Raw genomic sequence first — 26629 nt, forward strand, 5'->3', positions numbered from 1 at the left:
CTTACCTCAATATAGCACCACTGCTACTATCTGTCAACGTCCTATGCAGACATTTTACATTTTCTTTCTTATTTTTCCGCAGTAATCTTATAAATCTCATCTGCATAGCTGCGAATGGATTCTTCTAATACCCTTCCGGTCATAATAACCTCTGTTTCATCCATCTTTGCTTTTAAAACAGCTTCTAATTCTTCCGACGAAATTACTCCGGCATCTATAAGGCCCAGAACTTCATCCAGAATCAGTACATTGCATTCACCGGTAACCAGCACTTTCTTGGCAAAATTCAGTCCGTTTTTCATATTGAGTTTCTCTTCTGCCTGTCTTTCTTCCGGCAGTTCATCATAATTCTCTTCTGATTTTTCAAAACGGAATACCTTGATTTCCGGTTCTAACTGCTTCATATAAGCAATCTGATCATCTGTTTTTCCTTTTAAAAACTGGATAATAATTACACTCTTATTCTCTCCGGCTGCCCGCAACGCATTGCCCAGTGCAGCATTGGTCTTTCCACGACCTGCACCATAATAAATCTGTACGGAACCCTTTTCCATGACAAACCTCCATGCCAATTCTTACAGGGACTCTTTATCCCAGATTTACTTACGATACCACAATTTCCAATAAAAAGCAATGTCTGTATGTTTCATGCTTTCTCAATTATTCTTTATTTCTACTATTTTATTCCATATATTCAATTTTGCTTACGGATACTTCATAGGCGGTACGCTTCTCTACCTCATCCTCATTTAAGCGTTTGACATACTCCCTGCTCTGGATTCTGCCCCAGATCTGCACATGTACACCCACCTCAAATCTTGCGGCAAATCTTGCATTTCTTCCCCAGCAGATGCATGGGATATAGTCCGATTTCCCATAGGAACGGTTTACCGCCACCAACAGGTCTGCAATCTCTCTTCCAAGAGGAGTCTTACGGTAAATCGGGTCTTTACAGATATAGCCATCAAGAAGAATCTGGTTGCTCTTCATCTCCTCTGTCTCTTCTTCAATAAACTCAATCTCCCGGACGAATACGGAGAGAACCAGCCGGTTCTTAAGTTCCTCATGTCTGTTATAGGAACGGAACTGTCCGGTCACATATACCTTCTGTCCTATGTAACTCTGCGAAGTGTCAATCAGACGCTCTGAAATCATCAATGGAATGTAGTCGGAAAAATTACTTAATCTGCTGACCGCTACCTCCACCATATAAAAGCCTTCCCCATACACTTCATGACTGTATTGGAAATCGGAAATAATCTCCCCTACAATGGATACCTGGTTGTTTTCTAAAATCTTATCTGCCATGAATCTTTCTCCTTTATTTAGTGTGTTTTCGAACGTTTTTACAGTACCATTCCAATGAGATGAAACTCATCAAAATCTGTCGATAACATTTTGGATATATTATGCATAAAGCCACTTTTCCATGCATATGTGCTGTGTCCTTGAACAAAGAATGTGCCTTGGCACATTCTTGCGCCTGCGGCGGTCGCTTGCGACATCTACCTTATACGCCGCAGTGCGCATCCTCGCGGAGCGTTTTTTTCTTTACAGGAAAGCAATTTTCTGTAAAGAAAGAAATACTTGCGTATTTTTCAATATGTGATAGAATAAAAACGCCGGTCATTTATGGACAGGCATTATATATAAGAAGAAACTGAATTTTATGCACTGATAGAAGGAAGGATTTTATATGAAAACAACAAGAGACGATATTAGAAACATAGCTATCATCGCCCACGTTGACCACGGTAAAACTACTCTGGTCGATGAGCTGTTGAAACAGAGTGGTGTATTCCGTGCCAATCAGGAAGTCCAGGAACGTGTCATGGATTCCAATGATATTGAGCGTGAACGTGGTATTACCATTCTTTCTAAGAATACCGCTGTATTCTACAAAGATGTAAAAATCAATATCATTGATACTCCTGGCCATGCCGACTTCGGTGGCGAGGTTGAACGAGTTCTGAAAATGGTAAACGGTGTTATTCTTGTGGTAGATGCATTTGAAGGTGCTATGCCACAGACCAAATTCGTTCTTATGAAAGCACTGGAACTGAATCTGCCGGTTATTGTATGTATCAATAAAATTGACCGTCCAGAAGCAAGACCGGAAGAAGTTATTGATGAAGTATTAGAGCTTTTCATGGATTTAGATGCTTCTGACGAACAGTTAGACTGCCCATTCATCTTCGCTTCTGCAAGAGATGGATACGCCATGAGAAATTTAAATGATGAGCGCAAGGATATGACTCCTTTATTCGAAACCATTATCGACTACATTCCGGCGCCTACCGGTGACCCGGATGCAAACACCCAGGTTCTTATCAGTACCATTGATTATAATGAATACGTTGGACGAATCGGTGTTGGTAAAGTAGACAACGGTGTCTTAAAGGTAAATCAGGATGCTATCGTAGTAAACCACCACGAGCCTGACAAACAGAAAAAAGTCAAAATCAGCAAATTATACGAATTTGATGGTCTGAATAAAGTAGAAGTAAAGGAAGCGAAAATCGGTTCTATCGTTGCTATTTCCGGTATTGCAGACATCCATATCGGTGATACCATCTGTGCAACAGACAACCCAGTTGCCATTCCTTTCCAGAAGATTTCCGAGCCTACTCTTTCCATGAATTTCATGGTCAACGACAGCCCGCTTGCAGGACAGGAAGGTAAATTCATTACTTCCCGTCACTTAAGAGACAGACTGTTCCGTGAGTTAAATACGGATGTCAGCCTTCGTGTAGAAGAAACCGACAGTGCAGACTGCTTCAAGGTTTCCGGACGTGGTGAGTTACATCTTTCCGTATTAATCGAAAATATGCGTCGTGAAGGTTATGAATTTGCAGTCAGCAAGGCTGAAGTTCTTTACCACACTGATGAAAACGGCAAGAAATTAGAGCCTATGGAATTAGCTTATGTTGACGTTCCGGATGAATTCACCGGTACTGTTATTGATAAATTAAGCCAGCGTAAAGGTGAGATGGTTGATATGCGTCCAATCAGCGGCGGCTATACCCGTATGGAATTTAACATTCCATCCCGTGGTCTTATCGGTTACCGTGGAGACTTCTTAACCGACACCAAAGGAAATGGTATCATCAATACCATTTTCAATGGCTATGCTCCATACAAGGGAGATATTGCTTATCGTAAACTTGGTTCCCTGATTGCTTTCGAATCCGGCGAATCCGTAACTTACGGTCTGTTCTCCGCTCAGGAACGTGGTACTCTCTTCATTGGAGCCGGTGTAAAGGTTTACTCCGGTATGGTCATCGGTTCTTCCTCTAAACCGGAAGACATTGAATTAAACGTATGCAAGAAGAAACACTTAACCAATACACGTTCTTCTTCCGCAGACGAAGCTCTGACCCTAGTTCCACCGAAGATACTTTCCTTAGAGCAGGCATTAGACTTTATCGATGTTGACGAGCTCTTAGAGGTTACTCCGGAATCCTTACGTATCCGTAAACGTATTCTTGACCCGACCTTAAGAAAGAGAGCTAACTTCAAGAAATAAAAGTATCTCATGATATAGCATAAGAACTCCCCCGGATATTGAAATTTCTTCCAATATCCGGGGGAGTTTTCGATTACTATAAATGCCTAGTACGCACCATCTTTGTCATATTATTGCAGATATCCGTCCTTTATAATATCAGAAACCACACTGGTCGGAATCGTAAATTCTACAATTCCCATATAACCCGGTGCTACTTCATATTTATCAAAAACAATGGTCAACTCTCCTTCTTTGTTGACATAGAAATTTACATCATTCTTAATTCCATCAAAGCTGTAGCCATCTACATCCTTGTCTAAGAAGTATTGCAGGTTACTGTCTTTTTCCATATTTTCCTTCATCTGCTTTTCTATTTCCTCTGAAATCCGGTCCAGATAATCGGAATCCTTCTGAAATAAATCATTTAATGTAATGGTATTTCCGGTTTTCTTATCTATATTATAGATTTTCGTATACTGGTTCGATCCTGCCATTACAATGGAAGTATCAATTCTTAAAGCAAACAGCCGGTCGTTATCTGTCACTACCTGATAAGACGAATTCACTGCCTCATTACCATTCTCACCATCTTCAATGGAAGCTACATCAGACTGATAAGACTTAATAATACCACCGGCATACTTTTTCACTTCCTGATTCAGCTCGTCCGTCTCATCCGATAATACTTCCCCATCCTGATTTGTCACTGCCACCTGGGGAATGTCTATATTTGCTTCCATATTCTTATCATCCTGTACATCAGAATATGTAGAAAAGTTCACTACCTTTACAATTGTGCCAAGTAATGGAACCTCTTCCATGGCATGGGCTATTGTCGGGCTTACATTTACCGAAATCACCAGTGCAACCATAGCTGCCGCTACCGTTGCTGCTCCTTTTAAAAAGCGGATACTGCCTTTCTGGGTCTCCCTCTTTCCTTTTCTGATTCCGGCTTCCACCTGCGTTTTCAATGCTTCCGGGACTTCTATCTGCTCATATTCCTGCTTCATCCTGTCTATTTTCTCATGGTTCATGCTATTTCCTCCCTGGACATCTTTATCTTTAATTTCTTTAAGCTGCGATACAGGATTGATTTTACGGTGTTTGGATTTTCTTTCAGAAGATCTGCAATATCATCTATTTTCCATTCTTCAAAATATTTTAATATCACAATGGTTCTTTCCCGTTCTTCTAATTCTTCCAACGCTGCCAGCATATCCCAGTCTTTGTATACATCTTCTTTTGCTTCTTCCGGGATAAATACTCCACTTACGATACGCTTCTGTTTCTTGCACATATCCAGTGACGTATTTATAACAATCCGCCAGAGCCAGGTCTTAATATAGGTTTCTTCCTTCACCTGACCGGCATTTTTCATTGCCTTATATGCACTTTCCTGCACTACATCCATTGCGTCCTGTTCGTTCTTTACATAGGTAATTGCCAGCCGGTAAAGCTGTTCATAGGATGCAAGGATTTCCTGCTCCACCGCTTTTGCGATTCCTCTTTTCTTCATTCCTGTTTCCTCTTCTCTTTCCGAAAACCTGCATATGCAAAGAAAGCCTTTCAACCTTTGCTTTCTGTAAATTAGACGTTCCAGCCGGAAAAATAGTTTCATTTTTTTTATTATAACCCACACAACTTACTGCCGGCAACTCCTTACCTGTGCTTTGCACCCAGAAAATGCTTCCTCTCTTTCATAAATCTCTCTTTTTTTTGTACTTTTTATTTAGGGAAATGCATAGATTACTACAAAAAATGAATTGAGAATTGCTATGTGCGGTATTTCCGGTTTTTGTAATTTACATACTGATTTTTTAGAAAGGGAGCCTTATTATCGTAACATTCTATCTGATATGAGTGACGCACTTTATCACCGCGGGCCGGACTCCCATGGTATTTATTTAACCTCTCATACAGGGTTTTCCCACACCCGGCTTGCCATTATTGATCCTCATGGTGGGCTTCAGCCTATGACCAGACATTATTGTGACGCAGACTTCACCATCGTCTATAATGGAGAACTTTATAATACGAAAGAACTCCGTGAGGAACTGGTTTCCCATGGCATGACCTTTCGTACTCATTCCGATACAGAAGTCATTTTAAATGGATTTCTTTTTGAAGGACCGTCCTTTGTCCGGAAAATGAATGGTATTTTCGCTTTTGCCATTTATGATGAGGCTCATCAGCTTCTCTATCTCTTCCGGGATGCCTTTGGTGTAAAGCCGCTCTTTTACCGGCTTTTTCATGACACACTTATCTTTTCTTCCGAGCCGAAGGGAATTTTCTGTTATCCCGGCTGCATCCCTTCGGTAAATAAAACAGGACTCTCCGAAATCTTTGGTCTTGGTCCTGCCAGGAACCCCGGCAACGCAGTTTATGAGCATATGACAGAATGTCTGCCGGGACATTACCTCACTTTCAGTGCTTCCGGACTGAAAGATTACTGTTACTTCCGATTAGAAAGCCATCCACATACAGACAGCTATGAAGAAACTGTTGTCCACACAAAAGAGCTGCTGTTACAGTCCATCCGCCGGCAGATGGTTTCCGATGTTCCTATCTGCACCTTTCTTTCCGGCGGGTTGGATTCCAGTCTTGTCTCTTCGGTCTGTGCGGAAGAATTAAGAAAAGAAGGGCAGACTCTTTCTACCTATTCCTTTGACTTTACAGATAATTCCCGTTACTTTAAGGCAAATGATTTTCAGCCCTCCGAAGACCGTCCCTTTGTGGATATTATGAAAGACTATCTTAAGAGTGAGCATCAATATCTGACCTGTGACAACCGCTCCCAGGCTGACTTACTTTTTGCTTCCATGAAAGCCCATGACCTTCCATGTATGGCTGACGTTGACTCATCCCTGCTCTTCTTCTGCCGGGAAGTCAGTAAGCAGCATAAGGTAGTCCTGACCGGAGAATGTGCCGATGAAGTTTTCGGCGGCTATCCGTGGTTTCACCGGAAGAATTTTCTTTCCTGCAACACGTTTCCATGGACACCGGATTTGTCTTTCCGCAAGTCCTTCTTAAAAGACGAAATTGCAGATGCACTGTCCTTAGATTCCTATGTGCAAAGTTCTTATGAAAATGCCATTGCAGAGGTCGATATTCTGCCATCGGACAATGATACGGAATGCAGCCGCCGGCGTATTTCCTATCTTAACATCCGCTACTTTATGCAGACTCTGCTAAACCGCATGGACCGCACCAGTATGTTCTCCGGTCTGGAAGCCCGCGTTCCTTTTGCAGATAAAAACCTGGTTTCCTATGTCTTTAATGTGCCATGGGAAATGAAGGCCAAAGATGGTCTTGTGAAAAACCTTTTGCGGCAGTGTGCAAAAAACTATCTTCCGGACACCATTACTTTCCGCAAGAAAAGTCCTTATCCTAAGACCTACCATCCTTACTATGAACAGCTCCTGCGTCAGCGTCTGAGTGTGCTGCTGACCACCGGGGAAAGTCCCCTTCTTGCACTGATTGATAAAGAAAAGACTATGCAATTCTTAAATCAGGAAGGAGACTATGGCAAACCATGGTATGGCCAGCTTATGGCAGGTCCTCAGATGATTGCTTATCTCCTGCAGATTCATTACTGGCTCAGTGAATATAAGATTGACCTTCATTTATAATCTACCGGCATCGGAGACAGCACCACCGGCTGCAGCTGTTTTTCTTTCATGGCTGCAGCAATAGTCTCCTCTAACCGGTTAAAATCCGCCACCAGAGAATGGGGTTTCTTCTGATAATCATCCTGCCGGAAAGGCACAAAATAGATATGCTTCATATTCATCAGCAGTCCAATATTTCTAAGATTCATGGACAAAGCATCATTGGTAGAAATTGCCAGCACCAACGGTTTTTCATTTCTAAGATGCGCTTTGGCTGCCATAAGCACTGCAGTATCTACAATGCCCTGCTGCAGCTTTGCCATGGTATTTCCGGTACATGGTGCAATTGCCATCACATCAAAAAGTCCTGACGGACCGATGGTTTCTGCCTGCACGATACTTTGAATTCCCCTTTCTCCTGTAATCTCCTGCATTCTGTTTTGAAATACTTCCGCTGTCATAAATCTGGTATCCAAAGTTCCTGCATGTCTGGAGTATACCGGAATAACTTTTATTCCTTTTTGCACCAGTGCTTCTGTCGTCCGGAGTATCTTCCCAAAAGTGCAGAAAGAGCCGGTAATTCCAAGTCCTAATGTAAGCTTATACTCTTCCATAATCTGCTGCTCCTCTTTCTATCATCCGTGCAAGAATGATTCCTGCACTTTCTGTCAGTATTCTTCCAGGAACGGCAGTAAGATGTTCCACATGAATACCATTTTCTTCTAACTCCTCTGCCGGAAGTCCGCCACCGGTTGTAATATCCCATAGATATGTTTTCTCATCGCACCATTTTAAGACAGTGTCTATTGGACATGGTTTATCTGCCATATAAAAAATCCACTCAAAGTTCTGCTCCTCTGCATTCTCCTGCCACAAGCCACACCCCATTTCCATTGCCACCCGCTGGCAATCTTCCTTTATATCATAAACCGTTACTTCCGCTTCCAAAGATAAAAGCAGCTTTGCCATGGCTCTTCCACAATAACCAAAACCTGCCACCAGACAGTTTCTTCCTTTCACGCAGCACCTGCTCTTTGTCATTGCTTCTACAAGGCAGCCTTCTGCTGTCAGTCCGGCATTCTCATTTCTAAAGACTTCATCTTCCATATAATCAACCAGCCGTATCCGCCGCCCTGATGGTCTTCGTGTCAGAACCTCCGGGAAACAACCTCCATAAATAACACTTCTCTCCGCTGCATAGGATAATACCATTCCTATTTTTACCCTGCTTCCTCTGATTCTGCCATCCTCCTCCAATGCCCGCAACGGTAATACAATAATCTGACACTGCATCAGCTGCCGGATATTCTGCTCCGTTATTTCTATGATTCCAATTCCTGATTCCATCAGACAACGTTTTAATGCCGGTGTTCTTTCATCTGCTCCAATGATTGCGATTTGCATTTCATCCCTCCTTGCCTTGCAATCGTCTGTTATTACTATATGCGGATGCTCCATTTTGTTACCGCTGTTACTGGATACAGGCTGCAAAAAAGCAGAACCAGCCTGCGCCGATTCTGCTTTTTTTATCCACTTTTTATCTGCTATTTTTTAAACTGCTACAATAATACCGCCATTATTGGCATACATGGTGCTGACTCCTGCAGTATCTACAATTCTGATATCTTTAAATTTTGCCAGCTTTTCCAATTTTTCTTTTACCTGTTTTGCACGTTCCGGACAATTGCAATGTGCGATGGATAAAATCTTCTTTTCACACTCTTTCGTTCTCTTTACAATTTCATTAACCATATAGTCCAATGCCTTTGCCATTCCTCTTGCCTGTCCCAGCTGACAGATTGTACCCTCGGGCGTGGCCCCCATTACCGGCTTGATATTTAATGCCCCGGCAACCCAGGCTTTCAGGTTACTGAGTCTGCCGTTTTTACGCAGAGTCTCTAAAGTCTCTAATACAAAGAAGGTCTGCTGGTCTTTAATATATTTTTCTGTCTCAGCAACCACTTCTTCAAAGCTCTTTCCGGCTTCCTCTGATTCCTGTATCTTTTCTGCAATCAGAGTCTCTCCAATGGATGCGGAACAGGAATCAAATACATGAATCTGTTTTGCCCTATGTTCTTCTAAATAAAGCTTCTTTGCCAGCTCTGCACTGTTATAAGAACCGCTTAATTTACCGGAAAGTGTTACTACATATACATGCTCTGCTTCTCCTAAATATGCTTCCACATATCTCTGTGGAGATGGGCAGGATGACTTCGGGCTATGCCTGCTTTCCTTTACCCTGCGAATAAACTCCAGTTGATCAAAGGATTCATCATCCACCACATGGTATCCATCTACCTCAAGCTCTAACGGAACAGACTGGAATCTTCCATCTGCTTTCATATCATCAAATAACTCTCCACAGCTGTCTACTATGATTTTGTAGCTCATTTTCTATCCTCCTGATTGCGTAGTCATCTCTCTTATAGTATGTACGCAATGTTTAAAATTATATGTTATGTTTTTCTTTGTAATAACAAGTAGTTTTCATTACTACGTCATATTATCATAAATATTACGTTTTGAAAAGAGGATATTTAAATTTTTATAATATTTCACAAATATTTTATTTTTTCAGGAAAGTAAGTACCCGCATTGTCTCATTTTTCATATAAAATAAGGAACTATCCCCGGTATAATAATCCCCGATATGCCCTTCTTCAATGAAAAACTGCTGTGCCTGCCCATAAACTGCCTCATCCTCAAACTTCATCTGTACAGGGTGGCTGTCAAGCTCTGTAAATAATGCTCCGATGTCTTCCGGATACCAGTCCTTAAAATAACAATTTTCCTGCACAAAATAACTGTCATCCAGGCAATTGCATTCCGGCAATGAAAAATTTACATTGGGACTGTGGGTCTGAAATAACTCTTCTGTAGTTGCAGTAAAAAAGCAATAATCTACCACTTCAGCTACATCTCCGAAGTCATCCGGACTGTTGGAGGTTGGATTGCCCCAGGTAGTATCCATATAATAATAGGCTCCATCCAGTTCGATGAGATTCCATGCATGTGGTTCTCCATTGGCAGTTCCTGTCACTATCGTACATGGAATATCTAATAAATCCATCAGATATTTTGTGGCACAGGCATAGCCCTGGCACACCGTTCTTCCCTCTAGAAATACACTGATGATATTCTGATTATTCTCTGCATTAAGGTCATAATTTACCGTACGCACCAGCGTATCAAATATAAACCGTGCTTTCTGGTAATCACTGTCCTCGGATGAAATGCCGCCAAGCAGTACGTCGACCTTTTCATCAATTGCCGCCTGTGTCTCCTGTCTTGCAGCTTCATCCATTGTATACTTCGGTGCAAACTTAAGCCCGGTCAATACACCGGCCCTAGAATATTCCGTATAGGAATAGCCATCCACCCAGAAGAGTCCGCCATAGTCTGCCATAATTGCTTCATACATTTTTGCCAGTACGTCTTTATCTAATGTAGCAACTGCCACCTCTTCCCGATGATTTAAAATAGCATCCAGCATCTCATCATAAACAAGCTGTTCTTCTTCCGTAAGCTGGCCATATACATATTTTTCCTCTGAAACTGACTCTACCGGAAGCAAGGTATTATCCGGTATCTGTCCATTGATATCTTCTACTACTTCATCTACCCATTCTTCAACGGATGACGTATTACAGCCGGTAAACAGAAACGCCATAAGTATTCCTGCAATACCGGTTAATAATCTTTGTTTTCTCATATCATTTCCTTTCGATCTGCTTCTTTTCATAGACATTCTACAATACTTTCTCTGTTTTTTCTATCCGGTTTGTGTTACACTTTAAAAATGAGGAGGATACTATGATTGCAATACAACTTTTACAGGTAAAGGATTTTATGAATAAATTACTTCGCACGGATTTATTTGACCACTTCTTATTATCAGAAGCTACCATCCGTGGAAAAGGTTCCTATGAAATCGACGGACATCTTGTACCGGATTTCTACAGTCCGGAAGAACTGAATGAACTGGAACTAACCGGTTTAAGCTGCCTGCCTTTTGGCATGCTGCGTGAAAACTGCTTCGCCCTGATCAAGGGAAAACATACCCCCTCCTATTTCCGCTTTATCTTTCAGCTTTCTCCAAAGAATCTTAAAAATACTCTGGAAGTAAGTAAAAGTGGTCTGACTACCCAGGATTTGAATGGAGTTTTCTTAAACATCAAATTTCAGGATGGTATTCTTTCCTGTACCAATGGTGTATCTTACCGCAGTTTTACCTTAGACCACACCTTCGACCAGGAATGGGATATGCTGATACGCAAATTTTTTGCCGGGCATGATATCCCCTATACCGATATCAACTAATTTTCTTTACTTTTAAAATAAATTATGCTATTCTAAGCATAGCCATATGGCTAGATAATTTTTGTGGAGGTACTATAATGAACGGTACAGTTAAATGGTTTAATAACCAGAAAGGTTACGGATTCATCTCTGATGCAGAAGGTAATGATGTATTCGTACACTACTCAGGACTTAACATGGATGGTTACAAATCCTTAGAAGAAGGCGCAGCAGTAGAATTTGACGTAACAGAAGGCGCCAAGGGTCCTCAGGCAACTAACGTAACAGTAATTAAATAGTTGCAATAATCAAGGTTTTTCAATGTACCTTTCTCAGATATAGAATTTGATTTTTAATAATGATTTTTTATGTTGATTAAGATATAACGAACGAATTTGATTAAGAAAAATGGGATTGCTTCCTTCGGTATTATTACCGTTGGCTGCAATCCCGTTTTCTTACCTGTAAGCAAACAACATAGAAACTGCTGCTCCGATAAAAATAAAGAAATCGGAAATATTAAATACAATTCTTGAAAAGCGTTTCCACGGTGTATCAAAGCGGATATAATCCACCACATGCTTCTTATGAATTCTGTCCCAGAGATTGCTTAATCCGCCGCCAACCATCATACTCATACCGGTTTTCAGTCCTGTATTTCCTCTTCTTAATACAAACCCATATATGGCCATCAGTCCTGCCATGCATGCACTGTGTAACCCCAGCATAATTTTCGGTTTCTTCGCCAGAAAGTTCAATGCGGCTCCATTGTTATAATATTTTTCAATTACAACCGGAAGCTTTGGAACTCTTTTTTCTTTTCCCAACGGCTCCTTCTTATCAACCCGCTGCTTGATTCCTTCATCCAGCCCGAAAATGGATGCCACCAGTAATAAATATTTCATGGAAACTCCTCCTTCTTTTGTCCTGCCTGATTCCTTCTGTCCTTTTCTTTCTCTCTTTCTGCTCCGCCTGCTCTATAATTCTATGTCAGCAATCACATCCCGCAGTGCTTTTGCTGACGCATGAAGCCTTGCCCGCTCTTCTTCGTCTAATGACACCGGAAGAATCTGCTCCACGCCACCGGCATCCACCACTGCCGGCATGCTCAGCACGATATCGGAAATGCCATATTGCCCATGCATCAGACTGGACACCGGAAGCACCGAATGTTCATCCCGGACAATACATTCACAAATCCGCTTAATCGCCATTGCAATCCCATAATAGGTTGCCTGCTTACGCTCTATGATTTCATAAGCACTGTTCTTTACTTCTTCATATATACGCTTCGTATGACTTTCATATTCCTCATAGCCACGCAGCTTATAAATCTGTTCCAACGGAATACCGGATACGTTGGCAGAACTGAATACCGCCACCTCGCTGTCTCCGTGTTCTCCTACAATAAATGCATGCACACCACGATTGTCGATGCCAAGCTGTTTTCCCAGCATATTTTTTAACCGGGCAGTATCCAATACAGTTCCGGAACCGATTACCCGGTTTTCCGGAAAACCGGATAATTTCAATGCTGCCAGCGTCAGTATATCCACCGGATTCGATACGATGAGTAATATGCCACGACACCTTCTGTTAGCAATTTCCGGGATAATATTTTTGTAAATGGCTACATTTTTCTTTACCAGCTCAAGCCTTGTTTCTCCCGGTTTCTGGTTTGCTCCCGCCGTAATGATAATAATGTCGGCATCCACAATGTCATCATAACTGCCGGCATATATTTTCATCGGTGCGGCAAATGGCATTCCATGGCTGATATCCATGGCCTCTCCTTCCGCTCTTGCTTTATCCACATCAATTAGAACCAGTTCGGAAAAGAGCTTGCTCTGCATCAGTGTAAATGCAGTGGCAGAGCCGACAAACCCACATCCGATAATGGCTGCCTTTCGTAAATCAATTGCATGTTCCTGCTTCATCTTTACCCTCCTGCTTCGTGTTTTCTATATAGAATCCCACAGAAGCAGTTATTCTATGCAAACAAGAACCTCCTATGTCCGGCGCAACTGTTCGAAGGTCTGATAGAGATTTAAGGTTCCATATCCCCATTCCCGGTTCGGATAAACTCTGCTTTCTAACCGCACCGCACCGCGGATAAAATCATTTTTAATTTCTGCATTTGTAATATCAGTATTATAACCACGCTCTACTGCCCATTCCAGATACAGTGCTGCAGCTCCTGCAGTAATTGCCGCTGCAATGCTGGTACCACTTCTTGCCTCAAACCGGTTGCCCGGTGCCGGTCCAATCACATTGACACCCGGTGCTGCAAAATCCGGCTTTACCAGTCCCGATGCAGTGTATCCTCTGCTGGAATTCAGATAAATACTGTCATTTCCTGCATTGTATCCACCTACTGTCATCGGTGCAGCTGCATTTCCCGGCATGGTAATTGTCGTATCCGGATTAGAACGAATAAAAGAAATATCACCGGCAATCAGTCCGGTAATCGGAAGCCACATGTGATATCTTCCTTCTATACTGTAATCGCCATTTACCTCAATCGTCCAGATGCCTCTGGTGGGCCGGTCAAACCGGATATAAATAAGCTGATCTCCTGTGGCAGTGCCAACAATGTGGTAATCAATGATAACCTGTGTATTTTCAAATACAAAACGGTATACCTCTCTGCCATCCTGCTGCACCCGGACACCTGCCGTCCGCTCTCCCGTTGGCGATATAATCCGCACCGAATAAAGCTCCGGAGCCTTTGCCCACATTTCAATATGGAAACCCGCCACTGCATCTTCCACATCTACTTCTACCACATCACTCTGCTGCCCGAATGCAACTTCTCCGTAATAATGATGTCTGGCAGTAGCTTCATTCCCTGCTGCTACCACAACTGCCGTATTCCGCTTGAAGGAAACATAATTAAGATAATACGAAATCACACTGTTTCCACTGTGATCCCCGGAATTGCTTCCAAGCCCAAGATAAATCACCAGAGGGCGGCGATATCGTTCCGCCAGTCTGGTCAGATATGCCACCCCCGCCATAATATCATTTTCCTGATAAGCCTTTGCACCTTCCGGAATATAATAAAAACGCCTTAAATATTTCTTTGCCGGCTTCAGCTTTACCATGGCAATCTGTGCATAGGGTGCTACTCCGGCAAATTTCTCCGAAAGTTTTTCGCTTCCTGCCGCAAGACCTGCCATAAAGGTACCATGTCCTTCTTCATCCCGGTGAGGTACTACCCGAAGAGGTGCATCTGTTAACAATGCCATATCGATCTGTTCTTTTGTATATTCCGTTCCATAGAGGAATCCCTCTGGTGTATCTTCACTTCGAATGCTCTGATCCCAGATTCTTAGTATACGGCTGCTGCCATCAGAATTACGGAATACTTCATTCTGATAATCAATTCCGGTATCCACAAATCCAATCAGAACACCCTGCCCTCTCAAAGCAAGATTTGGCTGACTCTGTACCCTTATGATTCCGCCTGCCTGCAATGCCTCTTCGTCTAATATGGTAAAACATTTTGGAATTGCCGAATAGGTATACTGGTCAATATCCAGCTTCGGCAAGCCTGCACTCTGCAAATAGACTACATTAAAATCTTTATCAATATTCTGGATACAGCCTTCCGGAAGATATTCATTTTCAAGGCTCAGATAGGAAACCAGAAGGTCGTAATATTCTTCCGAGTATGGTGCGTCTTTACAATCTTCCATATAAGCTCCGGCACTTATTTTCTTTTATTTTATTCGTTTACCGGTAATGCTGCCACTCCACGCATAGTGATAAGCGGACCGCCCTTTTTCTCAATATAATCTCTTGTAATCGTTACCTGGCCGATGTTTTCGTCCTTTGGAATCTCATACATGATATCTAACATAAATTCTTCGATAATAGAACGGAGTGCTCTTGCTCCGACCTTCTTCTCCTTTGCTTTCTCTGCAATTGCCCGCAGTGCATCCTCTTCAAATACCAGATTGACTTCGTCTAATGCCAGAAGCTTCTGATACTGCCTGATGATAGCATTTTTCGGCTCCTTTAGAATACGGACCAGCATATCAACAGTAAGTGATTCCAGGGTAAAGAGAATCGGAAGTCTTCCGATAAATTCCGGTATCATTCCAAACTTCTTTACATCTTCTACCGTTACTTTCTGTAACAGATTCTCATCATTATCATATTTATCCTTTAAATCTGCCTGGAATCCAATGGATGCCTGCTTATTGAGACGTTCTTTGATAATCTCTTCAATATCCGGGAAAGCTCCACCACAGATAAAAAGAATATTCTTAGTGTTAACGGTAACCATCGGAACCATGGCATTCTTGCTGCTGGCTCCCACCGGCACTTCCACTTCTGCTCCTTCAAGAAGCTTTAACATTCCCTGCTGCACGGATTCTCCGCTGACATCACGCTGGTTGGTGTTCTTCTTCTTGGCAATTTTATCAATCTCATCAATGAAAATAATGCCATGCTCTGCCCGCTCTACATCATTATCTGCAGCTGCAAGCAATTTACTGACAACGCTTTCGATATCGTCTCCGATATAACCTGCCTCGGTTAAGGAAGTCGCATCTGTAATTGCCAGCGGCACATCCAGAAGTCTTGCCAGTGTCTTCACCAGATAAGTCTTACCACTTCCGGTCGGTCCAATCATTAACATATTGGATTTCTCGATTTCAATATCATCCATCGTATCGGTTGCCACACGTTTATAGTGATTGTAAACTGCCACAGACATTACCTTCTTGGCATATTCCTGTCCAACCACATATTCATCCAGGCTTGCTTTAATCTTATGTGGTGCCGGAATCTTCTTAATATCTAATTTCGGGGCTTCTGCTTTCTCCTCTTTGGTTTTCTTTTTCTTGATCTTCTGGCTCTGCGGCATAAATCCCTGTAAATCAGAAAGATTAATCATGCTGATATTCGGCATCTGTCCGCTCTGCATAAAATCTCCCATTGGAAATCCGGAATTATTCATGCTGTCAAAGGTTCTCTGCATACAGTCTTTGCAAATGCAGATATTATTCGGAATCTTTATCATCTGACCGGCAACGCTTTCCGGTCTGCGGCAGATATAACAGATTTCCTCGTATTCATCTTTCTTCTCTTCTGTTGTATCTTCCCTGGTCTCTTCTACTGTATCTATATTTTCAAGTTCCTTCTTGTCTTCATTCTCTGCCATATCTGTTTCTCCTATTCTCTCAAATCTGTTTTATACTTCTAAAACATTGCTTTTATTATAATTCATGCTGGTTTTAATCTCAACCTTCGAAGCTATAATTTTATAAAATCTTCACATCTGACAAAACTTGATATTTTTTACTATTTTTCGAAATTTGCAACCGTTATCGATGTATTCACTGCTGGAACTATCGGCTGGATTGGAGCAATCTTAGGTCTTGTAGGAACTATCTTAGGTGCTATCGGACATAAGAACCAGGCTAAATGCGCTACCGGTGGACTTGTATGTTCTATCATCGGTCTTGTATTAGGCTTAGCTTTATACATCGCATGTGTTGCATGCGTTGCATCTGCAGGTTTGTTATAATAGAACCGACTTTTTAAAAGGGTGATACTATGTCGATTTATCTTAACATTCTGGGATTTCATATCCCATCATACGGACTTATGATTACCCTTGGGGTAATCCTTGCAAATGTATTTGCACTTTACCCCCTTAAGAAATATAAGTTGATTTTTGATGATTTTCTTATATTAGAAGCATACACATTACTTGGCGCCTTTATAGGCGCCAAGCTTTTGTATCTTATCATTTCTTATCGGGAGATTGACTGGTCCCGTTTTTTAGAACCCAAGTATTTTAATTATATCATGTCAAGTGGATTTGTATTCTATGGTGGACTCATTGGCGGACTTCTCTGCTTTCTTTTTGCAGGAAAATTCCATCATATCAACAGCAAGCCTTATATTACACACCTGATTTATCTGATTCCATGGATTCACGGTTTCGGACGCATCGGCTGTTTTCTTGCCGGCTGCTGTTATGGTACTCCATATGACGGTCCTTTTGCTGTACAGTTTCCGGGAGGCTCTCTGGCACCATCGGATACAACACTGTTTCCGGTTCAGTTAGTAGAAGCAATCTGTCTTCTGATTCTTGCGATTGTACTTGCTGTGCTGGATTTAAAGAAATCTTATCCCCATATCATTGCCATTTATTTCATCGTCTATGGTATTCTCCGGTTCCTGTTAGAATATGTACGTTACGATGCCGTCCGCGGCCATCTTTTAGCACTCTCCACTTCCCAGTGGATTAGTCTTGGATTTGTAGTGGGAACCATATGCTATCTTATCCGGGCGGCACATAAGCAAAAGAAAGATATGGTTCCATAACGGGAAACAAAAAATCCTGCAATATGGAAGTTTGTTCTTACATACTTTCCATACTGCAGGATTTTTTATAAATTTGAATATGCTTTCGAAACACATTCTGTCATGCTCTTTTCAAAGCTTTATCACAACTCTTATAACAGTTCTTTTAAGATTTTATTTACCATTCCAGGATTTGCTTTGCCCTTCATAGCTTTCATGGTCTGACCTACTAAGAAGCCAATTGCCTTTTCTTTCCCATTGCGGTAATCTTCTACCGACTGTGGATTCTCTTCGATGACTTTGGCAATGGTATCACGTAATGCACCTTCGTCATTTACAGTCTTTAATCCATGCTCTTCTACATATTTATCCGGGTCGATATCCTCTGCAAAAATCTGCTCAAATACTTCTTTTGCCACATTGCCATTGATGGTTCCGGCATCAGTAAGCTCGATTAATTTTGCCAGATTTTCCGGTGAAAATGCGATATCCTCCGGGTCTTTATTCTGCTCCTTTAAGATTCGCATGGTCTCACCCATCAGCCAGTTGGATACTTTCTTTGGCTTATTGCAGATTGCGGTTGTTGCCTCAAAAACATCTGCCATTTTCTTTGCAGATGTTAAAATGTTGGCATCATATTCCGGCAGGCCGAATTCATCCTGATAACGCTGACGTTTTGCTTCGCGAAGCTCCGGCTGACCGTCTTTTATGCGCTGTAACCATTCATCACTGATAACGATTGGAACCAAATCCGGTTCCGGGAAATAACGGTAATCCTGTGCATCCTCTTTGGAACGCATGGCATAGGAATATCCCTGGTCATCATTCCAGCGTCTGGTCTCCTGAACCACCTTTTCGCCAGACTCAATCAAATCAATCTGTCTTGCTGTCTCTGCTTCAATGGCTCTTGCAATTGCTTTAAAGGAACCGATATTTTTCATCTCGGTACGGGTACCAAATTCTTTTGCTCCTGCTTCACGGACAGATAAGTTGACATCTGCACGCATGGAGCCTTCCTGCATCTTACAGTCGGATGCACCAAGATACTGCACAATCATTCTTAATTTATCAAGATAAGCAATGACTTCCTCTGCAGAACGCATATCCGGCTCAGATACAATCTCAATCAGTGGCACACCGGAACGGTTATAGTCCACCAGGGAAACATCTTCCCAGTCATCATGGACTAATTTTCCCGCATCCTCTTCCATATGAATCTCATGGATTCCAATGGTTTTCTTTCCTTCTGAAGTCTCAATCTCAATGCCGCCATCGTGGCAGATTGGAAGATAAAGCTGGGAAATCTGATAGTTCTGAGGATTGTCCGGGTAGAAATAGTTCTTCCGGTCAAATTTACAATACTGGTTGATTTCACAATTCATGGCAACACCTACTGCCATGGCATATTCTACCACCTGTTTATTTAAAACCGGAAGAGAGCCCGGCATACCGGTACAGACCGGACAGGTGTGTGTATTTGGCGCACTTCCGAATGCAGTAGAACAGCCACAGAAGATTTTGGTCCTGGTTGCCAGTTCCACATGGACTTCCAGTCCGATGACGGTTTCATACTGTTTACTCATAATCTTCTTTCCTCCTATTCTGCTGCTAACGGGCTGTGCTGATATGGTCTTGTCTGTTCAAAGGCATAAGCGGCACGGATGATATTCTTCTCCTTGAAGCAGTCTCCAATCAACTGCATGCCAATCGGAAGTCCCTTGCTGTCGATGCCGCATGGCAGGCTGATTCCCGGAAGTCCTGCCAAGTTCACCGATACGGTATAGATATCGCCTAAATACATTTTCAGCGGGTCGCTTAAGGACTCTCCCAACTTCGGAGCGGTGGTCGGTGCTGCCGGTCCTAAGATAACATCATATTTTGCAAATGCTTTATCAAATGCCTGCTTAATCAATGCTTTCGTACGCAGTGCTTTCAGATAATATGCATCATAATAACCGGAACTTAAAACAAAGGAGCCTAACATGATACGACGTTTTACTTCTGCTCCGAAGCCTTCGGAACGGGATTTCTTATACATGTTGTGAAGTCCTTCGTAGTCTTTCGTACGATAGCCATATTTTACGCCATCAAAACGGGCAAGGTTGGAGCTTGCTTCTGCATCTGCAATTACATAGTAAGCAGGGATTGCATATTCTACCAGGCTCAAATCGAACTCTTCTACGATAGCACCTTTTTCTTCTAATTTCTTAGCGGCTGCTAAAATAGCATCCTTTACTTCTGCATCCAGTCCTTCTCCAAAATAATCTCTTGGAATACCGATTTTCATTCCTTTCACATCATCGACTAATGCACTGGTAAAATCGGTCTCTTCTCTCTGAATGGAAGTAGAATCCTTTTTATCATAGGAAGTAATTGTCTCTAAAATGGTTGCGCAGTCTGTCACATCTTTGGCAACCGGTCCTATCTGATCCAAAGAAGAACCATAGGCAATCAGTCCATATCGGGATACGGTTCCATAGGTTGGCTTAATTCCTGTGACACCACAAAATGCACTCGGCTGACGGATGGATCCACCGGTATCAGAACCCAATGCATAGAAGCACTCTTCTGCTGCTACTGCCGCACAGCTTCCACCGGATGAACCGCCCGGTACATGCTCGGTATTCCATGGATTTTTGGTCTCTCCAAAAGCAGAGGTCTCTGTGGTACTTCCCATGGCAAACTCATCCATGTTGGTCTTTCCAAGAATTACTGCTCCGGCTTTTTCCAGATTTAATACTGCTTCTGCGGTATAAGTCGGAATAAAGTTATATAAAATTTTAGAACTGCAGGTGGTCAGCATTCCTTTTGTGCACATATTATCTTTGATTGCAACCGGAACTCCCGCCAGCGGTCCTGTCAATGTGCCGTCATCAATGAGCTTCTGCACTTCTGCCGCACGCTTCATTGCACCTTCTTCATCTACGGTAACAAAACTGTGTACCGCATCCTCTCTTGCTGCAATGGCATCTAAGGCGGCTCTTGTAGCTTCTTCTACTGATACTTCATGGGCTTTGATTTTTTTTCCAAGCTCTACTGCTGTCAGTGATAATAAATTCATCTTCTGCCGCCTCCTTTACTGATCTACGGTCTTTGGTACAACAAATGCCCGATCTCTGCGCTCCGGCGCGTTGGCAAGGGTATCCTCGCCGCCGTCACCATTGGTTACTACATCTTCCCGGAATACATTATGCACCGGAAATACATGGGACATCGGTTCTACACCGGATGTATCCAGTTCATTTAATTTATCAATATAATCTAACATGCTTTCCATGTCTTTTTTTGCTGCTGCTTTTTCCTCTTCGGAAAGCTCAAGCTTTGCAAGGATTCCAACGTATTCCATGGTTTCATCTGAAATCACATTTGCCATTGTTTTTCCTCCTTAATCACGTACTTTGATATGAACTTCTCTTAACTGCTGCTCGGTTACTTCGTTTGGTGCTCCGCACATCAAATCCTGTGCATTTCCATTCATCGGATAAGCAATGACTTCACGGATGTTATCCTCGTTACGCAGTAACATAATCATACGGTCAATGCCAGGAGCCATTCCTGCGTGTGGCGGTGCTCCAAACTGAAATGCATTGTATAATGCTCCGAATTTATTTTTCAGCACTTCTTTATCATAACCTGCGATTTCAAAGGCTTTCTCCATAATCTGCATATCATGGTTACGGACTGCACCGGAGGAAAGTTCCACGCCGTTGCAGACGATATCGTACTGGTATGCTAAGATGTCCAGTGGATTCATGGTATTGAGTGCCTCTAAGCCGCCCTGTGGCATGGAGAATGGGTTATGGGTAAATCCGATTTTCTTGGTCTCCGGGTCACGCTCGAACATTGGGAAATCATTGACATAACAGAAACGGTATGCATCTTTCTCAATTAAATCCAGCTTCTCGCCTAATTCATTTCGAATCATGCCTGCATAATATGCGGCACGCTCTTCTTTATCTGCCATGAAGAAAATGGTATCTCCTACTTCAAGACCTGCCAGATTTCTGAATTCTTCTTTCATGTCATCCGGGATAAATTTGTCAATCGGTCCCTTATAGCTTCCCTCTTCTAATACTTCCAGATATCCTAATCCACCCATTCCGATTCCGGTTGCAAATTTCAAAAGTTTCTCATGGAAACCTTTGGACATCTCTGCATGTACGCGGATGGCTCTTACGGTCTTTCCGATAAATGGCTTAAAGGTACATCTCTGGAAGAACTCTGTCACATCGATGATACGAAGTGGGTTCCGAAGGTCCGGTTTGTCACTTCCGAACTCTAACATTGCCTGCTTATAACTGATGATTGGATACGGTGCTTTCGTTACTTTACTGCCTTCCGGTGCGAATTTCTCAAAGGTTGCAGAAAGTACTTCTTCACCAATCTTAAATACATCTTCCTGGGTTGCAAAGCTCATTTCAAAGTCAAGCTGATAGAACTCTCCCGGTGAACGGTCTGCTCTTGCATCCTCATCACGGAAACATGGTGCAACCTGAAAATATTTATCAAATCCGGATACCATCAGAAGCTGTTTATACTGCTGTGGTGCCTGTGGCAATGCATAAAATTTTCCTTTGTATTTTCTGGATGGCACGATGTAATCTCTTGCGCCCTCCGGAGAAGATGCGCAAAGAATCGGAGTCTGAATCTCTAAGAATCCCATTTCTGTCATTTTCTCTCTTAAGAATGAAATTACCCTGGAACGGAAAATAATATTGTCTTTTACTTTCTGGTTTCTCAAATCCAGATAACGGTATTTCAACCGGACATCCTCGCGGACTTCCCTACTGGTCATTACTTCAAATGGAAGCTGTGTATAAACCTCTCCTAAAATATCTACGCTCTTTGCCTCTAATTCAATGGTTCCGGTCGGAATCTTTGGATTGTAGGTCTCTTCATCTCTTTTTTCAATCAGACCTTCTATGGAAACTGCCTGCTCCTTGCGGATTCCCTCTAACAGTTTTCCATCCCGGATTACAATCTGCATTACTGCATACATATCTCTTAAATCAATAAAGGATACGCCGCCATGGTCACGGATATTCTCTACCCAGCCTGCTACCCGAAGTGTCTTTCCAATGTCGTTTTCGCTTACCTGATTTAAGGTTACGTCTCTGTAAATGTTGCTCATCTTATCTACTCCTTTTCTGATATGATTGTCAGCCCGGAGTATAAAAATAACCCCGGAATACTGACTCGTATTCCGGGGCGAATAATCTTCTTATCCGCGGTACCACCCGCATTGGAAAATGAATGCTTCATCTTCCCTCTCTTCGTGCGTAACGTGCACTACGTACTGACCTACTGTAATTCAGCCAGTCGGCTCCAGAGTGTTCCCTTTGCTTTCTCTTCCAAACAGCGCTCTCAGTCGGTGACGCTGTATTCCTGTCGGCCTCTAAAAGTAAGAGTCTCTTTCCCAGCTTTTACAACTATATCTCCTAGTTGTTGACTATGATAGCACTGCTTTTTTTGTTTTGCAAGTATTTTTTACAAATCTGATGCTATTTTTTCACTATGTCCTTTATATTATCCAATTTCATTTTATATAATGAACATAATCTGTTTTTCTCGGAGCGGCGTCTTTTGCCGGTTCTTTTGCATAGCCGATGACACAGTTTCCAATGCCTTCGTAATCTCCTTCAATGCCAAGTTCCTTTAAAATTGCTTTTCCCTCTTCCCGCTCAAAAGTTTCTTTTGCACGGTGAATCCAGCAGCTTCCAAGACCTAAGGAATGTGCTGCCAGCATCAGATTGCCCATGACAAGGCTTCCATCATATAGATAGGTTGGGCGGCTCTTATCTGCTAACACCACCAGTACCACCGGTGCTCCATAAAACGGATCGCCGGTTGTTCCCATAATCTTGGCATTTACCTTGGAAAGTCTGTCTCTTACTTCCTTATTGGTAACTGCAAGTATAATCGGTGACTGCCTGCCCATTCCGGTAGCCGCATAAGTTCCGGCTTCCACTACTTCTGCAATCAGCTCTTCCGGCACCATATCTTCCTTATAACCTCTGATACTTCTTCTTGTCTCCATTGCTTTTATGATCTCGTTCATTCCTTACTGCTCCTTTCTGATGCTCCGGCGGAAAATTTCATCCGCCTCTTTCACTACTTTTATTTCTCCGGTCTCAATCATATGTTTGATGCGGTTCATATACCAACTGTCACTGATTCCAAGGGGATATTTTAACAACAGATTTCCAATAAGTCTTGCCTGTATGATTTCGCCCTCCGGCAGTTCTCTTCGAATCAAGAAATCATAAAAATCCTCTTTTACGCCCACCAGACAGCCATTTATCAGAACCCGAAGAGGTGCATCCTCTTCTTTAAGTTCGTCCCATCTGGATGCAAATACTTTCTGCTCATGCTCTGAAAGTTCCTTTTCCAATGGGAGGAATCGATAAAACTGTCCGGCATCTACTTCTCCCCAGGAAGAATAGCGTACTGTCGTATTCTCTTCTTCTCTTACATAATCCGGCAGACGTACCACGGATATCGCACATTCATATTTCCGCAGCACACTGACTGCATGGCAGAGTCCGCACAGGGAATAAGGCTTGTTGCTGTACCAGATACGGAAAGATTCTCCCTGCTTTGCAAACTGCTCCATCCGCTGCAGCTCTTTCCCATAGGTTTCCACTGCCTGCTCTAATTCTTCCCGCTTCTCTTTTTCATCCTCATTCCAATAGACACCATACTGCTCTAAGATTATCTTCTTCCGATATGTACCATCCAGCGGTTCCCTCAGGCTGCCAATGTCCAACATAAATGGCAGTATAATGACCTCCGCAGAAGTTCCGCCAACTGCTTCTCCTGCAAACATGTCTTCAAAGGTGGCTTTGTCCGGCTTTTCCCCAAGCCATGCGGTTGGTCCATCCTCATAATCCGGCTGCTGATAGTTCTTCGCAAGCTTCATGGCTCCGCCTTCACTTTCGCCAAATAAGATTTCTATCATCTACACTTCTCCCTGCTCTATGAGATATTCTAAGAATGCTTCGCATCCGCGTGTTACATCCGCATAGGTTTTATCGAACCTGCTGCTATACCATGGGTCAGATATTGCTGCCTGCTCTCCGGCAAAGGAAAGCAGCATGGATATTTTACCGCCACGATGCCCGGTTATCCGCTCGATTCCACGGATATTGCTTTCGTCCATCCCTATGAGGTAATCATAAATCTCATAATCGGATTTTGTCAACTGTCTCGCCCGCTTGCCCCGAAAATCAGTCTCCGGCGTATTCCCGATTCCATGCTTCTTAAGCTCCGTCTGCGCCGGCGGGTAAATCGGATTCCCAATGCCATTCCAGATTTCTTCGGTGCTGGTGGCAGCCGAAGCTATCTCGAAGCGGTCGGTGAGCCCTCGTCTGGCGACGAGGTCCTTTAGGATGAATTCTGCCATGGGGGAACGGCAGATGTTGCCGTGGCACACAAATAATATTTTTATCATGCCTTAAAAACTCCTTGAAAATACTGATTTTCCTTGATTTTACGCCACTTTATACGATTTGCTGTGATAGATTGTTTTCTTCGTTTTCGTCGCATATCGTGGCATAAATTCGTATATTTTGTCATCCAAATTTAGTAAAAATCTTAGTAAAACAGCACGATTTTCTCATTTTACTAAAGACTTTTTCCACTTAGGTTATCTTTTAGTTGTATCAATTTTCTTAATCTTTTAAGCCATCTTAGCATATTTGCCAAGTTCTTCCCTGGCATCCTCTGCTCCCAGATGCGTATATGTATTCAATGTTACCCCAATGTCCGAATGTCCCATAAGATACTGAAGCGTTTTAGGATTCATCCCGCTTTTTGCCATATTGCTGCAGTAGGTATGCCTGCAAACATGCGGCGTGATTTTTGGTAACTGCTCTTTATAGATTCGATTATGCTTAGCCAATGCCCACTCAAAATGTTTTTCCCAATGTAAAGCAACTTCCGGCATATCCTTCTTATCTAAAAACAGAAATCCCTTATATCCATCAATCACAGGTTCTTTCTTGGGCTTTTTACGATTTTCAACAATACGCTTAAAACATTCATACACTTCCTCAGTCATAGGAATGATTCTGGTTCCACTTGACGTTTTGGTATCTTCAATAACATACTTCATATCTCTGGTTCTTTGAAGCTGATGATTTACACTGATTTGCTTTTCTTCAAAATCAATATCGGAAAGTGTCAATCCGCAGAACTCTGAAATACGAAGTCCGGTTTTAAAGAGGATAAACATACCATCATAGTATCGTTTATAATGCTCATCATTCTTAATAAATTCCAAGAACTTTCTTTCTTGTTTTCTGGTTATGGCTTCTCTTGTTACACTATCGTTTACAACTACTGTACATAGTTGAAACTCGAACGGATTTTTACGAATCAAATCATCATCTACAGCCATTTGAAAAGCAGGTCTTACCACTCCACGAACTGAATGAATGGTGCTGTATCCCCTACCATCTGCCTGAAGCTTAATCAACCATGCTTTTGCATCTAATAGTTTTACCTTATCAATCCTTAATGCTCCAAATTCCTCTTTCTTAATAATGTTGATAACAAAATTATAATTCGCAGCTGTATTATGGCGAACCCCAGTCTTCTGAGCAATATACTTTTTTACCAACTCAAGAACTGTCAAATTATCACCATAAGGAGTAATGCCATCATTTATATCCCTTAATATGACTTTTTCCTTTTCTCTAAGTGACTGGCAAGGTCTTCTTCCTACCGGAAGAGGATCTGTCGATTCCAACTTCCAACTGTAAAGGAATTTCTGTTTTCCAAAGCAGTCTGTATAAACAAATGCATATCTTCCATCCGCTCGCTGGCTTTCTCCGTTTCGTAAAATACGTCCTTTTTTATCACGTCTTTTCTGATTGCGATTTCTTTCACTCAA

25 protein-coding genes are annotated in these 26629 nt (G+C 42.3%); 5 read left to right on the forward strand and 20 right to left on the reverse strand.

Annotation, left to right across the window (positions count from 1 at the left end; genetic code table 11):
* Nucleotides 1-68: 68 nt before the first annotated feature.
* Both DXB43_RS03410 and DXB43_RS03415 read right to left on the reverse strand, forming a co-directional pair.
* A complete protein-coding gene (locus tag DXB43_RS03410) occupies nt 69-554 on the reverse strand; it encodes a cob(I)yrinic acid a,c-diamide adenosyltransferase (protein WP_022242679.1) in 486 nt (161 codons plus the stop codon).
* 127 nt (nt 555-681) lie between these two features.
* The gene (locus DXB43_RS03415) at nt 682-1308 is read right to left on the reverse strand and encodes a single-stranded DNA-binding protein (protein ID WP_022242678.1); all 627 of its coding nucleotides are present in this window, start codon (nt 1306-1308) and stop codon (nt 682-684) included.
* Between the two features lie 388 nt (nt 1309-1696).
* On the opposite strand from DXB43_RS03415, the gene typA reads away from it, so the two are divergent.
* Nucleotides 1697-3526 carry a translational GTPase TypA gene (gene typA / locus DXB43_RS03420; protein ID WP_117840758.1) on the forward strand — a complete coding sequence of 610 codons (1830 nt, stop codon included), beginning with the start codon at nt 1697-1699 and terminating at the stop codon, nt 3524-3526.
* A gap of 110 nt (nt 3527-3636) precedes the next feature.
* On the opposite strand, the gene DXB43_RS03425 is transcribed toward typA, so the two are convergent.
* Together DXB43_RS03425 and DXB43_RS03430 are read right to left on the reverse strand one after the other, a co-directional pair.
* Nucleotides 3637-4542 carry an RsiV family protein gene (locus DXB43_RS03425; protein WP_117946770.1) on the reverse strand — a complete coding sequence of 302 codons (906 nt, stop codon included), beginning with the start codon at nt 4540-4542 and terminating at the stop codon, nt 3637-3639.
* Nucleotides 4539-5024, reverse strand: coding sequence for a sigma-70 family RNA polymerase sigma factor (locus tag DXB43_RS03430; protein ID WP_117698937.1), 486 nt, complete (start codon nt 5022-5024; stop codon nt 4539-4541). The genes DXB43_RS03425 and DXB43_RS03430 overlap by 4 nt, the downstream gene beginning before the upstream one ends.
* A gap of 259 nt (nt 5025-5283) precedes the next feature.
* On the opposite strand from DXB43_RS03430, the gene asnB reads away from it, so the two are divergent.
* Nucleotides 5284-7137: an asparagine synthase (glutamine-hydrolyzing) gene (asnB, locus tag DXB43_RS03435; protein WP_117946772.1), complete on the forward strand. Its 1854-nt coding sequence runs from the start codon at nt 5284-5286 to the stop codon at nt 7135-7137.
* On the opposite strand, the gene DXB43_RS03440 is transcribed toward asnB, so the two are convergent.
* From DXB43_RS03440 to DXB43_RS03455, 4 genes are all read right to left on the reverse strand, one after another.
* A complete protein-coding gene (locus DXB43_RS03440; protein WP_117946774.1) occupies nt 7128-7730 on the reverse strand; it encodes a dipicolinate synthase subunit B in 603 nt (200 codons plus the stop codon). The two genes, asnB and DXB43_RS03440, sit on opposite strands and share 10 nt — an antisense overlap.
* Nucleotides 7717-8520 carry a dipicolinate synthase subunit DpsA gene (locus tag DXB43_RS03445; RefSeq protein ID WP_158567188.1) on the reverse strand — a complete coding sequence of 268 codons (804 nt, stop codon included), beginning with the start codon at nt 8518-8520 and terminating at the stop codon, nt 7717-7719. Before DXB43_RS03445 ends, DXB43_RS03440 begins: the two co-directional genes overlap by 14 nt.
* 147 nt (nt 8521-8667) lie before the next feature.
* Nucleotides 8668-9507, reverse strand: coding sequence for a DegV family protein (locus tag DXB43_RS03450; RefSeq protein WP_117946778.1), 840 nt, complete (start codon nt 9505-9507; stop codon nt 8668-8670).
* 175 nt (nt 9508-9682) lie between these two features.
* Nucleotides 9683-10828 carry a transglutaminase domain-containing protein gene (locus tag DXB43_RS03455; protein WP_158565952.1) on the reverse strand — a complete coding sequence of 382 codons (1146 nt, stop codon included), beginning with the start codon at nt 10826-10828 and terminating at the stop codon, nt 9683-9685.
* Between the two features lie 101 nt (nt 10829-10929).
* Between DXB43_RS03455 and DXB43_RS03460 the strand changes: the two genes are divergently transcribed.
* The gene (locus tag DXB43_RS03460) at nt 10930-11436 is read left to right on the forward strand and encodes a DUF5721 family protein (RefSeq protein ID WP_117946780.1); all 507 of its coding nucleotides are present in this window, start codon (nt 10930-10932) and stop codon (nt 11434-11436) included.
* A 77-nt stretch (nt 11437-11513) separates the two neighbouring features.
* Entirely contained in the window at nt 11514-11714 is a 201-nt protein-coding gene (locus tag DXB43_RS03465; RefSeq protein WP_022242668.1) for a cold-shock protein, read from the forward strand.
* Between the two features lie 159 nt (nt 11715-11873).
* Here DXB43_RS03465 and DXB43_RS03470 read toward each other — a convergent pair whose 3' ends face one another.
* The 4 genes from DXB43_RS03470 to clpX all read right to left on the reverse strand — a co-directional run bounded on the left by DXB43_RS03470 (nt 11874) and on the right by clpX (nt 16585).
* The gene (locus DXB43_RS03470) at nt 11874-12320 is read right to left on the reverse strand and encodes a signal peptidase II (RefSeq protein ID WP_117946782.1); all 447 of its coding nucleotides are present in this window, start codon (nt 12318-12320) and stop codon (nt 11874-11876) included.
* A gap of 72 nt (nt 12321-12392) precedes the next feature.
* Nucleotides 12393-13352: an L-lactate dehydrogenase gene (locus DXB43_RS03475; RefSeq protein WP_022242666.1), complete on the reverse strand. Its 960-nt coding sequence runs from the start codon at nt 13350-13352 to the stop codon at nt 12393-12395.
* Nucleotides 13353-13424: 72 nt separating this feature from the next.
* On the reverse strand, nt 13425-15113 hold the full coding sequence (locus tag DXB43_RS03480; protein ID WP_117946784.1) for a S8 family peptidase: 1689 nt from the start codon (nt 15111-15113) through the stop codon (nt 13425-13427).
* Between the two features lie 29 nt (nt 15114-15142).
* Complete coding sequence (gene clpX, locus DXB43_RS03485; protein ID WP_117946786.1) at nt 15143-16585, reverse strand: ATP-dependent Clp protease ATP-binding subunit ClpX; 1443 nt, start codon at nt 16583-16585, stop codon at nt 15143-15145.
* A 395-nt stretch (nt 16586-16980) separates the two neighbouring features.
* Between clpX and DXB43_RS03495 the strand changes: the two genes are divergently transcribed.
* Entirely contained in the window at nt 16981-17757 is a 777-nt protein-coding gene (locus DXB43_RS03495) for a prolipoprotein diacylglyceryl transferase (RefSeq protein WP_117946789.1), read from the forward strand.
* Nucleotides 17758-17888: 131 nt separating this feature from the next.
* Here the strand turns inward: DXB43_RS03495 and gatB are convergent, their stop codons facing one another.
* The 8 genes from gatB to DXB43_RS03530 form a co-directional block, all read right to left on the reverse strand.
* Nucleotides 17889-19319 carry an Asp-tRNA(Asn)/Glu-tRNA(Gln) amidotransferase subunit GatB gene (gatB, locus tag DXB43_RS03500; protein ID WP_117946791.1) on the reverse strand — a complete coding sequence of 477 codons (1431 nt, stop codon included), beginning with the start codon at nt 19317-19319 and terminating at the stop codon, nt 17889-17891.
* Nucleotides 19320-19333: 14 nt separating this feature from the next.
* The gene (gene gatA, locus DXB43_RS03505) at nt 19334-20797 is read right to left on the reverse strand and encodes an Asp-tRNA(Asn)/Glu-tRNA(Gln) amidotransferase subunit GatA (protein WP_117946793.1); all 1464 of its coding nucleotides are present in this window, start codon (nt 20795-20797) and stop codon (nt 19334-19336) included.
* Nucleotides 20798-20812: 15 nt separating this feature from the next.
* The gene (gatC, locus tag DXB43_RS15265) at nt 20813-21109 is read right to left on the reverse strand and encodes an Asp-tRNA(Asn)/Glu-tRNA(Gln) amidotransferase subunit GatC (protein WP_022242659.1); all 297 of its coding nucleotides are present in this window, start codon (nt 21107-21109) and stop codon (nt 20813-20815) included.
* A gap of 12 nt (nt 21110-21121) precedes the next feature.
* Nucleotides 21122-22867, reverse strand: a complete 1746-nt coding sequence (gene aspS / locus DXB43_RS03510; RefSeq protein ID WP_118705090.1) for an aspartate--tRNA ligase — start codon at nt 22865-22867, stop codon at nt 21122-21124.
* Nucleotides 22868-23272: 405 nt separating this feature from the next.
* Nucleotides 23273-23794 carry a nitroreductase gene (locus DXB43_RS03515; RefSeq protein WP_117946795.1) on the reverse strand — a complete coding sequence of 174 codons (522 nt, stop codon included), beginning with the start codon at nt 23792-23794 and terminating at the stop codon, nt 23273-23275.
* A 3-nt stretch (nt 23795-23797) separates the two neighbouring features.
* Nucleotides 23798-24694, reverse strand: coding sequence for a DUF3658 domain-containing protein (locus DXB43_RS03520; RefSeq protein ID WP_117946797.1), 897 nt, complete (start codon nt 24692-24694; stop codon nt 23798-23800).
* Nucleotides 24695-25186, reverse strand: coding sequence for a low molecular weight protein-tyrosine-phosphatase (locus tag DXB43_RS03525; protein ID WP_117946799.1), 492 nt, complete (start codon nt 25184-25186; stop codon nt 24695-24697).
* Nucleotides 25187-25414: 228 nt separating this feature from the next.
* On the reverse strand, nt 25415-26629 hold the full coding sequence (locus DXB43_RS03530; RefSeq protein ID WP_117946801.1) for a site-specific integrase: 1215 nt from the start codon (nt 26627-26629) through the stop codon (nt 25415-25417).

The sequence above is a fragment of the Roseburia sp. OM04-10BH genome (assembly GCF_003462605.1).
GTDB lineage: Bacteria > Bacillota > Clostridia > Lachnospirales > Lachnospiraceae > Roseburia_C > Roseburia_C amylophila.